At 40.1% G+C, this 14008-nt stretch carries 16 protein-coding genes; 7 read left to right on the plus strand and 9 right to left on the minus strand.

Annotation, left to right across the window (positions count from 1 at the left end):
* Window positions 1-9 precede the first annotated feature (9 nt).
* On the minus strand, window positions 10-969 hold the full coding sequence (locus ACO6S2_RS20505) for a YheT family hydrolase (RefSeq protein WP_422360430.1): 960 nt from the start codon (window positions 967-969) through the stop codon (window positions 10-12).
* A gap of 184 nt (window positions 970-1153) precedes the next feature.
* On the opposite strand from ACO6S2_RS20505, the gene ACO6S2_RS20510 reads away from it, so the two are divergent.
* The 4 genes from ACO6S2_RS20510 (at window position 1154) to ACO6S2_RS20525 (ending at window position 5319) form a co-directional block, all read left to right on the plus strand.
* A complete protein-coding gene (locus tag ACO6S2_RS20510) occupies window positions 1154-2767 on the plus strand; it encodes a 2-oxo acid dehydrogenase subunit E2 (protein ID WP_422360431.1) in 1614 nt (537 codons plus the stop codon).
* 68 nt (window positions 2768-2835) lie between these two features.
* On the plus strand, window positions 2836-3387 hold the full coding sequence (hslV, locus tag ACO6S2_RS20515; RefSeq protein WP_422360432.1) for an ATP-dependent protease subunit HslV: 552 nt from the start codon (window positions 2836-2838) through the stop codon (window positions 3385-3387).
* Between the two features lie 131 nt (window positions 3388-3518).
* On the plus strand, window positions 3519-4607 hold the full coding sequence (gene gcvT / locus ACO6S2_RS20520; RefSeq protein ID WP_422360433.1) for a glycine cleavage system aminomethyltransferase GcvT: 1089 nt from the start codon (window positions 3519-3521) through the stop codon (window positions 4605-4607).
* A gap of 1 nt (window position 4608) precedes the next feature.
* Window positions 4609-5319 (plus strand): 2-phosphosulfolactate phosphatase, encoded by a 711-nt coding sequence (locus ACO6S2_RS20525; RefSeq protein WP_422360434.1) that lies wholly within the window; start codon window positions 4609-4611, stop codon window positions 5317-5319.
* On the opposite strand, the gene ACO6S2_RS20530 is transcribed toward ACO6S2_RS20525, so the two are convergent.
* Together ACO6S2_RS20530 and ACO6S2_RS20535 are read right to left on the minus strand one after the other, a co-directional pair.
* A complete protein-coding gene (locus ACO6S2_RS20530) occupies window positions 5312-6313 on the minus strand; it encodes a DUF4407 domain-containing protein (RefSeq protein WP_422360435.1) in 1002 nt (333 codons plus the stop codon). The two genes, ACO6S2_RS20525 and ACO6S2_RS20530, sit on opposite strands and share 8 nt — an antisense overlap.
* Before the next feature lie 81 nt (window positions 6314-6394).
* Window positions 6395-6577: a hypothetical protein gene (locus ACO6S2_RS20535; protein WP_422360436.1), complete on the minus strand. Its 183-nt coding sequence runs from the start codon at window positions 6575-6577 to the stop codon at window positions 6395-6397.
* A gap of 164 nt (window positions 6578-6741) precedes the next feature.
* On the opposite strand from ACO6S2_RS20535, the gene ACO6S2_RS20540 reads away from it, so the two are divergent.
* The 3 genes from ACO6S2_RS20540 (at window position 6742) to ACO6S2_RS20550 (ending at window position 7885) form a co-directional block, all read left to right on the plus strand.
* Window positions 6742-7125, plus strand: coding sequence for a DUF4783 domain-containing protein (locus ACO6S2_RS20540; RefSeq protein WP_422360437.1), 384 nt, complete (start codon window positions 6742-6744; stop codon window positions 7123-7125).
* Between the two features lie 201 nt (window positions 7126-7326).
* A complete protein-coding gene (locus ACO6S2_RS20545; RefSeq protein WP_422360438.1) occupies window positions 7327-7533 on the plus strand; it encodes a hypothetical protein in 207 nt (68 codons plus the stop codon).
* A gap of 151 nt (window positions 7534-7684) precedes the next feature.
* On the plus strand, window positions 7685-7885 hold the full coding sequence (locus ACO6S2_RS20550; protein WP_318170226.1) for a hypothetical protein: 201 nt from the start codon (window positions 7685-7687) through the stop codon (window positions 7883-7885).
* A gap of 94 nt (window positions 7886-7979) precedes the next feature.
* Here the strand turns inward: ACO6S2_RS20550 and ACO6S2_RS20555 are convergent, their stop codons facing one another.
* From ACO6S2_RS20555 to ACO6S2_RS20580, 6 genes are all read right to left on the minus strand, one after another.
* Entirely contained in the window at window positions 7980-8978 is a 999-nt protein-coding gene (locus ACO6S2_RS20555) for a glycosyltransferase (protein WP_422360439.1), read from the minus strand.
* A gap of 20 nt (window positions 8979-8998) precedes the next feature.
* Window positions 8999-10207, minus strand: a complete 1209-nt coding sequence (locus ACO6S2_RS20560) for an NADH:flavin oxidoreductase/NADH oxidase family protein (RefSeq protein ID WP_422360440.1) — start codon at window positions 10205-10207, stop codon at window positions 8999-9001.
* Entirely contained in the window at window positions 10207-11058 is an 852-nt protein-coding gene (locus tag ACO6S2_RS20565) for a hypothetical protein (RefSeq protein WP_422360441.1), read from the minus strand. The genes ACO6S2_RS20560 and ACO6S2_RS20565 overlap by 1 nt, the downstream gene beginning before the upstream one ends.
* Before the next feature lie 39 nt (window positions 11059-11097).
* A complete protein-coding gene (locus ACO6S2_RS20570; protein WP_422360442.1) occupies window positions 11098-12441 on the minus strand; it encodes a deoxyguanosinetriphosphate triphosphohydrolase in 1344 nt (447 codons plus the stop codon).
* A gap of 6 nt (window positions 12442-12447) precedes the next feature.
* On the minus strand, window positions 12448-13200 hold the full coding sequence (locus ACO6S2_RS20575; protein WP_422360443.1) for an SDR family NAD(P)-dependent oxidoreductase: 753 nt from the start codon (window positions 13198-13200) through the stop codon (window positions 12448-12450).
* Window positions 13201-13273: 73 nt separating this feature from the next.
* Window positions 13274-13960 (minus strand): outer membrane beta-barrel protein, encoded by a 687-nt coding sequence (locus tag ACO6S2_RS20580; RefSeq protein WP_422360444.1) that lies wholly within the window; start codon window positions 13958-13960, stop codon window positions 13274-13276.
* Window positions 13961-14008: the final 48 nt, after the last annotated feature.

Genomic DNA, 14008 nt, shown 5'->3' on the forward strand with positions numbered 1-14008 from the left:
ATTAATTTTCTAAAGCTGATCAATGAATCTAAATGCCCGGTCCTCAGACCAAAAAGTGCCATTATTTTTGTTGGATGAAAAACCCACATGACCTCCAAATTTAGGCATCTCAAAATAAACATTTTTCGAAGATTCGAATTTTGTTTGGTCAAAACAAGATTCTGAGAGAAAAGGATCATTTAATGCATTCACCAGAAGTGTGGGGACCTCTATCCCTTCTATAAAATTTCTGGCACTACACTTAGCATAATAATCATCAGCAGAGTCAAAACCGTGCAATGGAGCTGTAACAACATTATCAAACTGATACATGTTTTCCACCTTCATTAATTCATCCACATCTACAGACCCCGGGATTTTTTCATTTTTAGCTTTCCCTTTCACTTTGAGTGATTTCAAAAATCGCTTACAGTATAGAAAATTATGCGGTTTATCTATTTCATGGCAACACCCTTTCAGATCGATAGGCACAGAGAAGGCAAAGGCCGATTTAATCTTTGGGTCACGTTTTTCCTCACCCAAATACTTCAAGGTTAGATTCCCGCCCAGACTAAAGCCTCCTAATGTTAGGTTAGGAATATCTAAAGTCAGCGCATAATCGACCATAGTTTTGAGATCCTGTGTGGCACCGCTATGATAAAACCTTGAGGTATTATTCATCTCTCCACTACAGCCGCGGTAGTTCCAGGCAATAACGTTCCATCCCTCGCCATGAAATTTCTTTACCATCCCTTCTATATAAGGTCTATGGCTGTCACCTTCCAATCCGTGTGACAAAATCAGCAACTTGTCAGAATCAGATTGATACCAATCCAAATCTAAAAAGTCCTGATCCGGAGTATCAATTCTAATTCGCTCATAGGAAGGTAAATTTTTGACTTTACGAGTAATTCCCGGGATTATCGTTTCGAGGTGCCTGTTAAAAAGAAGTTTGGGACGCTGATAGTCAGAAGAATGGATTATTGGCATTGAAAATAACTACGTGTTTTTTTTGCTCAAATTTAAAATTTTAAAATATTCTAAGCGATTCTTTTCGAAAACTATATTTTTTTCACCGTTAACGTAAACGAATCAAAATTTTCGATTTAGATAAATTTGATTAAACCCTAATTCGAGCTAATTTAGCCGTTCGATTTTTAATTAATCATAAATAATGGCGGAAGTAATTAAGATGCCGAAGATGAGCGACACCATGGAAGAGGGTGTAATCGCGTCTTGGCTAAAAAAAGTAGGGGATGAAGTGAAATCTGGAGACATACTGGCTGAGGTTGAAACCGACAAAGCCACTATGGAATTAGAATCATATGACGATGGTGTATTACTTCACATCGGAGTTGAAGAAAAATCCGCCGTTCCTGTAGATGGTGTAATTGCTATCATTGGTGAAAAAGGCGAGAAAATTGATGATCTCTTAGCAGATTTATCTAACCCTTCAGCCCCAGCGGCGAAGGAAGAAGCTCCTGCCGCTACTCCGGCACCGACAGCCGGCGCGGAAAAAATTGACACTTCAGGGATCAATGCTCAGGTTATCAAAATGCCAAAAATGAGTGATACCATGACCGAAGGGGTCATTGCCTCATGGATTAAAAATGTTGGCGATGATGTAAAATCTGGCGACATCCTGGCTGAAGTAGAAACCGACAAAGCCACCATGGAACTAGAGTCTTACGACGATGGTGTACTGCTATATAGAGCGGTTGAAGCTGGAAATGGCGTGCCTGTTGATGGTGTAATTGCCATTATTGGTGAAAAAGGTGCGGACTACGAAACGCTCCTAAAAGCAGAAGCAGCTAATGCTCAAGCACCTGCGCAAGAAGAAAAGAAAGAGGTCACTCCTGCACCTGCAGCAGCGCCTAAAGCTGCTACTCCAGCACCTCAATCGACTCCAGCAGCCAATTCAAATGGACGAGTAATAGCCAGTCCATTGGCGAAAAGTCTGGCAAAAGAAAAAGGATATGACATTGCACTAATCCCAGGTACTGGTGATGGTGGAAGAATCATCAAAAGAGACGTAGAAGCCTTTGTACCTTCAGCAGCCCCAGCTGCAGGTGGAGTGGCTGCCACTGGTGCATTTGGCGTAGAGAGCTACGAAGATGTTCCAGCTTCTCAAATGAGAAAAGCAATTGCCAAAGGCGTTACCGCGAGTCAGTTTGGTGCACCTCACTTCTACCTGACTATGGAAATAGATATGGACAAAACCATCGAAGCTCGTAAAAGCATCAATGAGTTGGCGCCAGTCAAAATTTCTTTTAATGACATTATAGTGAAAGCTGTGGCAGCTGCCTTGAGAAAGCATCCTGATGTAAATACCTATTGGATCAGCGAAACCAATAGCATCAGAAAAAATAACCACATCAGTGTTGGAGTGGCTATGGCAACTGAAGAGGGTCTTGTTGTTCCTGTTGTAAAATTTGCCGACACTAAAACTTTGGCTCAGATTTCAGCTGAAGTAAAAGACTTTGGTGCGAAGGCAAAAGCCAAGAAAATCCAATTGGAAGAAATGCAGGGGAATACATTCACCGTGTCTAATTTGGGTATGTTTGGCATAGAGCAGTTTACCTCCATTATCAATGCGCCTGAGTCTTGTATTCTAGCCGTAGGAGGAATCAAACAAACTCCTGTGGTGAAGAATGGAGAAATCGTTCCTGGCAATGTGATGAAAATCACTTTGACATGTGATCACAGAACTGTAGATGGTGCTGTAGGTTCAGCTTTCCTTCAAACTCTGAAAGGGTTTATTGAAGATCCTGTAAGAATCTTGATATAAAACAATTTAAAAGGAGAGGTTAACCTCTCCTTTTTTTATTCGTTTGATTTTCCTTTAACCAAATTGACATGTCGAAATTCCCAAAAATAAAATCAACCACCGTTTGTGCCATCAAACACAATGGACAAGTAGCCATTGGTGCAGATGGTCAAGCCACACTTGGCAATACCGTTGCTAAAAGCAACGTGAAAAAAATCAGAAAACTTCAGGATGGCAAAATAGTTACAGGCTTTGCTGGCTCTACTGCCGATGCATTTACATTATTGGAGCGAATGGATGAAAAGCTCAATTCTTACGGAGGTAACATGAAAAGAGCAGCCATCGAATTAGCCAAAGATTGGCGAATGGATCGTTATCTACGCAGATTAGAGGCCATGCTCATCGTGGCAGACAAAGACGAAATATTAGTTGTGTCAGGTACAGGTGATGTTTTGGAACCCGACAATGACATTGCAGTGATAGGTTCAGGAAGCATGTATGCACAATCTGCGGCTCTGGCACTAAAAAAGCATGCCGGTGATCAACTGACTGCTGAAGATATGGTAAGAGAAAGTCTTAACATCGCCGCCGATATTTGCATCTATACCAATCATAACTTGGTAGTAGAAAAGGTTGGTTGATAATAATCTTACCTAAATCAATATCAATTTTACATCTTCTTATTTCTGATAAAATTCTAACCGAATTGATTCGGAGATATTTTTGAGCTCTAGGCCTATTGGTTAGATTTGCCGGACTAAATTGAACAACCATGGATATTAAAAAAATCGCCCTAAATGACCTCCACGAATCTCTTGGTGGAAAGATGGTCCCATTCGCCGGATACAACATGCCGGTACGTTACAGCTCAGACAAAGAAGAACATATTCAAGTTCGTGAAAGCGTTGGTGTATTTGATGTTTCTCACATGGGAGAATTTCTCCTGGAAGGGCCAAATGCATTAGATCTCATCCAAAGAGTAAGTAGCAATGATGCATCAAAATTAGTAGACGGTCAGGCACAATATTCTTGTCTACCTAACGAAGAGGGCGGCATTGTGGATGATTTGATTATCTATCGCATGGCTGAAGAAAAATACTTCCTTGTGGTAAATGCTTCGAATATTGAAAAAGACTGGAACTGGATCTCCAAGTACAATACTGAAGGAGTAAAAATGACCAACCTTTCTGACGAGTATTCATTATTCGCTGTACAAGGGCCAAAAGCAGTAGAAACCTTACAGAAACTGACAGATGTTGATTTGAGTGAAATCAAATTTTACACCTTCGTGGAAGGTAAAATAGCAGGTGTGGATGATGTAATCATATCAGCTACTGGTTACACTGGAGCTGGAGGGTTTGAGTTATACATCAAAAACAAGGATGCTGAAACAGTTTGGAAAAAGGTTTTTGAGGCTGGAGAAGAATTCGGTATTCTGCCTATCGGTCTTGGAGCCAGAGATACATTGAGACTAGAAATGGGATATTGCCTTTATGGGAATGATATCACGGACACTACGTCTCCACTCGAAGCTGGGCTAGGCTGGGTGACCAAATTCACTAAAGAATTTACAAACTCAGCAAATCTTGCCAAGCAAAAAGAAGAAGGCGTGACCAGAAGACTGGTTGGCTTCATTATGGAAGACAAAGGTATTCCAAGAGGCCATTATGAAATTGCTGACGCCAACGGAAATATCATTGGTGAAGTGACTTCAGGCACCATGTCGCCTTTAATGGGTGTAGGTATAGGTTTGGGCTATGTGAAAGTAGGACATCACAAAGCGGATTCTGAAATTTATATTCAGGTTAGAAATAAGTCGCTAAAAGCCATAGTGACCAAATTACCACTTTACAAAAAATAGATTGAAAAGAAATATAGACGTTTGTCTTTCTCCCAAGCTCATTGAGCTCTATGATCTTGAAGGAAAAATTGTAGTTGTAGTTGATATTCTAAGAGCAACTTCTGTTATGGTCACTGCCATGGCGCATGGTGCCAAAGAAATCATTCCGGTTGCAACACTCGAAGAGGCAAAGTCATATTTAGATAAAGGATTTTTGTGCGCCGCCGAGCGCGGTGGCGCACAAGTAGACGGTTTTCCTTTGGACAATTCGCCGTTCAGCTATATGAATGAAGAGATCAAGGATCAACCCATTGTGATTACCACAACTAATGGAACATTGGCGATCACCAAATCTACCACGGCAGACGAAGTCTTAGTAGGCGCATTCTTGAACATCAATGCAGTTGCAGATTATATCATAAAACAAAACAAAGATGTGATCGTGCATTGTGCAGGATGGAAAGGCAAAACCAACATGGAAGACACCCTATTTGCCGGGGCTTTGGTTGACCTGCTTAATTCTACCCATGAATTGGCTTGTGATACCGCCCACCTTTCGCTTAAATACTATCAATCCGTAAAAGAAGACCTTTTTGAAACTGTGAAAAATTCGGCTCATGCCCGGCGTTTGAACAAATTGCATGTGATCAAAGACATTGAGTTTTGTGTAAAGCAAAGCATCTATGATCTAGTCCCAGTGCTTAAAGAAGACAAGCTGGTTCCGGCTAACTAGTGTGACTAACCATGTATTCTTCTACTCTTCTTTCTGATTTATACACTTTCTCTTTACGATAGCTCTCAAAATGCTTTTCATGCACTTCCAACAAATCGTCATAAGGACCCCTTGGCGAGATCAGTTTGGCTAAAATTGGTGCAATTTCCAGCATGATAAACAAGAGAATTATAAATGCATTGGCATAATAAATGGTGTCATATTTATCTCCCAATCTATTCAATGCAGTCAACTGAAAGGAAACTCCATTGATGTCATTTACTTCAATCTGACTAAGGTCATTTTTCTTTGACAAGCCAATTTGGTCAAGCTCTGTCACAATTTTCTGATCAATAGCCTCACTCTTGGCAATCAACTCCTCTAACTCGGTTTGGGCTTGATCTGCATTTCTCTTTTTTATCTGATAAATCGGTCCGGGGTTTACCTTGCCGCTACCTCCCGTTCCATCTGCCTCCTGCCTTGCCATATCTACCAACTCATTTCTTATTTTCTCCTTCTTTTCAATGGCTAATTTCAGTCCTTCACTTTCTGATTTGAGCGAATCGGAATGAGCGCTGTATCTAGCTTCGATAGCCTTTTCACTGCTTGCCATCAGCTCTTGCTTAATTAGATTCAATTCGGTAGTTATCTCCTTCTCAAAAATCTTTAGTTCAAGAGGTTTTGAAATGATTAAAGCGATTAAAACAGCCAGTATCATCCTGGGAGCAGCTTGAACATACTCCTTGTAAGAGTCATGAGATTTTCGCATGCTCAGCACAATGAACCTATCCAAATTAAAAATCATCAAGCCCCAAACCAGACCAAATACAATAGGCCAAATCAATAGATCAAAGACAAAATACATGGCATAAGCTGAGGAAATGGCTGCAAGAAGCCCCGTAAAAAATACGGTTGCACCCATTCCCACAAATTTGCTTTTCTCCGAAGGACATCTTTTGAGTAACGTGAGTGAGACTCCAGAACAGTAGCAGAAAAATTGTTCGAGTTTATTCATTATAGTGAGTTTTGACCATTATAATATTAATAGGTTATAACTAGTTCCTGTTATTACCTATTACGTTCGCAAAAAAATAGGCTATGAAAGCACTCTTGCCGGCAGCATGAATAATGCTCTTATAAATGCAAACACACCTTCAACCGCGAATCCAACTAATTTAAATGGCAGCAAAACCAACCAAACGAGTGGATAAAGAAATAAAAGTGCGATTGCCAAAGGCCAGCAAATCACTAATAAAATAAGCCAAAGTAATAGTTTCATAATCTTGAGTTTTACAATTCCTAACGCAACAACCTCGATTTTGTTGGAATAAACCAATCGTTAGGTTTAATGATTTCAATACACAAAATTTGAATGCCTCGATAAAAGGCCTAATTTTAGTGCACTTGGCATAATATTCGCTTCATTCAGACAAAACAAATACTATGAAAAAGTCTCTTCTTTTGGCCATTGCCCTAATGATCGGGGTAGCCAGTTACGGGCAGTCGACCACGGAAAATGTGAAACTTGCCCTAAATGCTGGTAGTGCAAAAGAGCTCATCAAATATTTCAATGAGGTGACCGAATTGAAAATAGACGATTCGGGTGCAAACTATAGTCGCATCCAGGCAGAATCGGTACTCAGAGACTTCTTTCAACAGAACCAAGTTGAAAATTTCGATTATATACATAAAGGTGCTTCTCCCGAAGGATTGAAATACAATATCGGCATGTATAATGCTAAGTCAGGGACATTTCGTGTTGTCATCTTACTCAAAGAAGTAAAAGGACAATATGTAGTGGACACTATGAATTTTAATAAAGAGTAAACACCTTTTCTTCTCAATCCTGCAACTGAGGGCCATATGACAGACTTGTAAAGTGTCCTGACAGTTATTTAAAGCTTTTGGCCAAGATTTAAACATCCTGACACCTATTGGCAGTCAATTTTGTCAGGTTAGTTAACTCTTTTGGCAGACATCAAAACCTTAACCTTCCTTACTTTGGGGTATTACTAAACTAAAAAGCATATGCATTTTATATGGTATAACCCTGACCTAAACGAGTATAAGTATGGAAATGTGGCTGCTTTTAATTTAGATATTGAAACAGCCAATAATCCCAGAGCATATACGGTGCTCATGGAATTTGACAAGGATTCTAAGGAGTTGGCCTACAAGATCATAGAGCAATTAAACATTGCTAATACGCAATCCATCGTAAGATTAGCGTCCTAGGTCGAAAAAAGTAGGCGTCTCGTAGTGTTTTAAACTAGTATTGAGGACGGTTCGTTTTTTAATACTTAGTTGAATTTGACAGTTGAGTAAAGTAAACTGGCAGATACGAACACTTAGAATTAGGTTTATTTGTAACGTTAACACATTGGCTATGCATCTTATTTGGTATAATTCTGTAACCAAAAAGTATGAGTACGGAAGTTCAGTTGACTTCAAATCTTTGAAGAAAACAAGTGATTTAGGAGACGCCCTAACCATACTCATGGAATTTACTGGAGATGACAAAGTGTTAGCCCACAAGATTATTGGTGAGTTGAACATAGCCAAATCAGAACCTCTCATGGTGGTTTAAAACCATGACTGAAATAGCAACCTTTTTCTCATAGCTTATCCTGTAGACGGCAGGAAATAGTGTTAATAAACGAACCCCGGCTTTTAGTCGGGGTTTATTTTTTGTCAAAAAAGAAGGATGGAAATGCCTTACGTTCTGCCTTTCGAAATAGGTTTAATTTGATCTGAGATTTAAGATAGCCGAATCCGTAACCTAACAATTGTATAAAAGAAGCCGGAACAGCCAATAACGCCACTAGTAGAGAATTGGTCCTCCAGGCATCTAGTCCAATCAACGCTACAAACAAACCTAGAGGCAGCAAACTATAGCCAGCCGTCATTGGTACGACAACCAGCAAACCGAGTGTCCCCAAAAAGAACAACGTCGGCAGCACGTACACAAGCTTTCCAGTACCAGGATACCAACGATTCAGAATCACCCTGACCACTCCAAATTTATAGACCTGTTTGATGAATTTTCCAAAGTCTATTCTCCGCTTATGAAAAACCACCGCCTCTTGAATCAATAATACTTTGTAGCCGGCATTCATAATGCGAAAACTCAGATCTGGATCTTCACCAGGATGAATATCAGAAAACCCACCCACCTTTTCATAGACTTCTTTTTTAAGTCCCATATTAAAACTGCGGGGTTGGTACTTATCTAGCTGTTTCTTACCTCCGCGAATTCCTCCAGTGGTAAAGAAGGAAGTCATCGCATAATTAATTGCCTTCTGTACATTGGAGAAACTTGGATGTGCAGCATCAGGCCCACCAAAAGCGTCTGGCTTAATTTCTTCCATCGCCTGATCCAATTTTTCAAAATAGCCTTCAGGAAGTACACAGTCTGAATCAAAAAAAAGAAAGTATTCACCTTTTGCCCTATCCATACCGAAATTCCTACTGTCTCCCGGGCCGGTATTCTTTTTGAAAAAATAGTCTATTGATAAATCATATTTATCTACCAAAAAATCAGACTTCTGAGTTGATCCATCTTCCACCAAAACAACTTCAAACGGCTTGATTGTTTGATTTTGCAAACTATCAAGCATTTCCTTCATCTCATCGGGACGGTTGTATACAGGAATGATAACGGAATACTTTGGACGGGTCATCTGTTTTTCAATCAAAATCTCTAACCAGCAAATTTATTGGCTAAAGCCTTTACAAACTCATGTTTTATTAAATGAAAAGCTGATCTGACAGGAGTATAGCTTTTATCTATTTTTTTTCCTGTTCCCAAACGATCCAATTGCAAATTATAAAATCCAGCCTCTGCCATATCCTCAAATGCCTTTATCCCGGTTCTGACTGAAAAAGCATCAGGAGTCAATTCTCCAGCCAAAAATCTGGATGCAAAATCATCATACAAAAGGTACGGTCTAGCCATGCCAACTACATCAAGTAAGTTTTCATTTAACGCTTCATTACAAAACTTCAATGATCTAATACCTCCTGTGACCATGAGAGGAATTGCACTCTCTTTTCTCACTTTTTCGGCAAAATCCAGAAAATAGGCTTCTCTTTGTTTGGTCGATTGTCTGATATTTTCAGCCAGCAAAAACTCTGCGTTTTCATAGGTGCCTCCCGAAATTTCGAGTAAATCAACACCTAGTTTTTCTAGTTGCTGAATCACCCAAAGCGATTCCTCCTCGCTAAACCCGCCTTTCTGGAAATCCGAAGAGTTTAGCTTTACCCCTATTGGAAATTGGAAACCAACCTTGCCTCGGGTGACTTTAACAATTTCAAACAAAAATCTTGTTCTATTTTCTAAACTACCGCCCCACTCGTCTGTCCTTTTGTTTGTGATGGGAGACAAAAATTGGCTAATTAAGTAACCATGAGCTGCATGAATTTGAACCCCTGTAAAGCCCGCTCGTTTGGATAACTCCGCGGCGCTCGCATATTTATCAATTAGTTCTTGAATTTCATTAACCTCCAAAGCCCTGGGTTTAGCAAAAAAGCCCAATTTCTTTAATTTGACATTAGAGGCTGAAGACGGTCTCAAGTTATTGAAAATAGAAGTCTGTCTACCACTATGTGAGATTTGTGTCCAACAATGATTACCTCCAGAAGTAGCTGCCTTTGCCCATTTTTTCAATTCTGGTAAAAACGCCTCTTTCATCACAACATTCCCAGCTGATTCTAGATGAGATCTTTCTAGCATTACGTTACCCGTAATCAATAATCCAGAGCCTTGTTTGGACCAATTTTCATAAAGGTTATAATGCTTTTTATTTGGCTTCAGGTCTCCATTTGTAAATCGCTCGGTCATGGCCGCTTTGGCCAGTCTGTTTTTTAAGACAGCACCACATGGCAAGTGCAAAGAGTCATGAATATCCATTACAATACTTCCTTTAAAAATTTTAAAGAGGTATTATAGAACTTCATGACCAACCTTCGCTGATCTTGAATCAAGTTATAGGATGACAATTGGCTCACTGGCAAAACTGCCCCGACCCATTCGTCTTCATGCCAATGCGCTTTTACTGCACTCAAGTCAATTAAGTTTTTGGTAGGATAAGGCCAAGGCGAGCAATAAAAATAAGGTTCGTTATAATATTTATCTCCTGGAGACATGCCCAGATTGATGCTCCTGGAAGTTTCTGGGTCCCCAGTATCGAGCAAGGTAATCCTTGCTGCTATGTCGAAGTGATGAGGCCAACATTTAATCTCGGACGCATTTTTCTCACCCTTTACAAGACTATTTAGCAAAGCAGCGGTGTTGTGATATAACTTACCTAACTCCTGAGCAGCAGCCATATTTTCTATGTGAAAGGGTTCGCCTTTAGCAGTAGCATATTCGGGTATGGAATAAGGGTAATTCAAATTAATTTTTGAAAATTCCACTCCAAGTTTACTCAATTCATGCTCCAACCAAACCATCACATCAGTCTGCTTGATGTTTTCCATGGCAATGGAAGATATGGTCTGTAAATGCTCATCCACCAAATAAACCTCAAACTTATTCAGACTAATAGAGGATCTGAATTTAGTTTCATTATCAACCCAGCGCCCTACTATCCTTTGTAGTTTAAAATCCCATTCCAAATTGGCATTTTCATCATCTTCGCTTGGAGGCAGAAAAGAACGACCAACAGCAGCAACATTTTGAATTGCTTGATGAAATTGTTCGCGTACTTGCGAAAGATCGGAAACATCCGGAAACGTAAGTAATTGCCAGTCTTTATTCATTGTCCCCATTCTCTGCGAAAGATAAACATTGTCCAGGCCTCAAGCCAAGCTTATTCCCTTCATAATTCTAAATTGTTTAACAGCCGAGCTGTCTGTCATTCCTGATATATAGTCAGTGATTTCCAAAACAGATTCATATGGACTCTTTGCCCAATCCAATTTGAATTGAATTTCAGAAGGCAAAAGCCGGTAGATGCTTTTATGTCTGCCAGAGTAATTTTTTTCATCATAAAACTTACAAAACACAGCTTCTATGAAAGACTCTAGCAGTCCATCGATCACCTCGAATCCAGCAGCCTCTTTCTCCAGCACCTGTCTGCTCTGGTAAATTCTTTTTACAGAAAAAGAGCTCAACCTTTCCAAGGTGCCTGCAGCAGGAATGAGATCAGTAAGCGCTTTATCAAAGGCTCCTTTCAATATCTCTTCTTCATGAGCCATAAATACATCAGAAGTTTGATGAATCAACGTGTTGATTGCAACGGCTCTAAGCACGCCAATTTTCTCTTTGTCACTTGCAATATTCTCTAGTTTTTCTGGGTAATATCGATCACCAAGTATTTCGGCCAAAAACTCTCTGGCTTCCTCAAAAGTAACCAGCCCCAATCCAAAGCCATCTTCCAAATCTATAATGCTATAACAAATATCATCTGCTGCCTCGACCAGAAAAGCCAATGGATGCCTGGCATATACATTCTCACTCTTATCGAACTGAACTAAACCAAGCTGTTGAGCAACTTCAGAAAAAACGGATTCTTCCGCTTTAAAATAGCCGTATTTTTTTTGGCTCTTTCTAGACTTGTCCCGATTAGGTAGTGTAGAAGAGCAAGGGTACTTTGTAAATGCTGCGAGTGTTGCAAAAGTTAACCTAAGTCCTTGTTTTTGATTTTTAGTTAATAGCCTAAAACCCTGAGCATTTCCTTCAAATCGAACCAAATCGTTCCACTCTTCAGTGGTGAGCAGGTCTTTTATCTTTTTGGCCTTACTGTTATGAAGAAAATAGTCGGAAATCGCTTGCTCACCTGAATGGCCAAAAGGAGGGTTACCCACATCATGAGCCAAAGCAGCAGCACCCACTACAGCCCCAAAATCATAAGGAGTCAAGAAGGACAATTCATCGTTATTTTCAATTATTGAAGCGCCTACATTCTTCCCCAAAGACTTCCCTACACTCGAGACTTCCAAACTGTGCGTGAGTCTGGTATGCACAAAGTCCTGATCGGGCAAAGGAAAAACCTGGGTTTTGTCTTGTAAATTTCTAAATGGAGCACTAAAAATGATCCGATCATAATCGATCTCAAAATCACTTCGCAACGGGTTTGAGCTTTTGTTTTCTTTGTTATCACCAATTCTCGCTGACGACATCAAACTTCTCCAGTTCATCATATTCGACTAGGATTGGCGGTTTACAATAGTACTGCTAGCCTGAGCAGTCGGAAAAATCGTCATATCTGCTATAGTGACATGAGGCGGCCTCTCTACTACAAATTTGACAGTTTCAGCGATATCCTCAGCGTACAATGGAGTCATTCCTTTGTAGACACCTTCGCTTTTGTCTTCATCACCTTTGAAGCGAACCATTGAAAATTCTGTTTCTACCAAGCCCGGATGGATGCCTACCACTCGAATTCCATATGGGTTTAAATCCATACGCATGCCATTGGTGGCAGCATCTACGCCAAATTTTGAAGCACAATAGACATTTCCATCGGGATAAACTTCCTTACCTGCAATAGAACCTACATTAATAATATCACCAGATTTTCTTTCTACCATTCCCGGCGATATGGCTCTGGTAACATACAAAAGTCCCTTCAGATTGCCATCTATCATGGCGTCCCAATCTGCTAAATCCCCTTCATGGATCGGTGCTCTACCATGCGCATTGCCTGCGTTGTTTACCAACACTTCAATGTTTTTCCATTCTGAAGGTAAAGAGTCTAGAGCAGCATTTACAGCATCAGCATCTGACACATCAAATGATAAGGTTTGCACATCAGTCTGTGCGCTAAGCTCTGCTGCTAACTTTTCGAGCCGATCTACTCTGCGACCGCAAATAACTAACGCATGACTTGGGGCGAGTATTCTGGCAATAGCTTCACCTATTCCAGAAGTTGCTCCGGTAACAAAAACAATTTTTTTCATTTTTCGAATGAGGATAATTGAATCCCGAAATTACACGGAATCTATGAGATAATTAAGCGGTCTCTTTTGTTATTCAAAGATCAAAACTGATACTCAGCTGGGGAAAGACCATGTGTGTCCTGCTGATTTCCTGATGTTCGTAGTAAAAGTCTCCAAAATCGTCCTGTCTTAAATTTTTTGGGGAAATATACTCCATCGGACCACTGGCCAGATACAGAACTCTTAAATCCGCTCCAAACGCTTGTTTTCGAAAGGAAAAACCCAATCCGGCTCCATAGCTCCAAACGCCTTTCGTCTGATCCGCAAAAACGGATTCATCTTCAATATCCAAGAGGGTATCAAAAAGGTCATTATTGTACTTAGTAGTTGTAGAAAAAAACTTCCCTCCTCCAAGCAAATCTACATAAGGTTTGATGTGGGAATCGGTTTGTACCCTCAATCGCGTGACCAAGTGAGTTGTAATTAGCGTGGCAGTAGTTTTTAGCGGAAGCCCGCCAATTTCGGTTTTATCCTTTCCCATATAGTTTACTCCCAGATCAAGACCAATCTGGAAAAAATTATTGGTTTTTGAGGGGTTCCAAACTCCACCTAAATTTCCTCCATAACCCAATTCCCTTTCTATATCATCGGCAAAGGTTCCAACTGGTATAGCAAACTGCAACCCTATCCAAAATTCTCCTACGGGAACATCTGAAGCTACCTGAGTATAGGCTTGGTTCGATAAGAAAACAATTGTAAAAAGAAGTGTAATTTTTTTCATTGTAACTCGTCGGTTATAGTTTAATGTCAAACAAAACCGCTAAACCCC

It is taken from the genome of Reichenbachiella sp. (assembly GCF_965233835.1).
Classification (GTDB): Bacteria; Bacteroidota; Bacteroidia; order Cytophagales; family Cyclobacteriaceae; genus Reichenbachiella.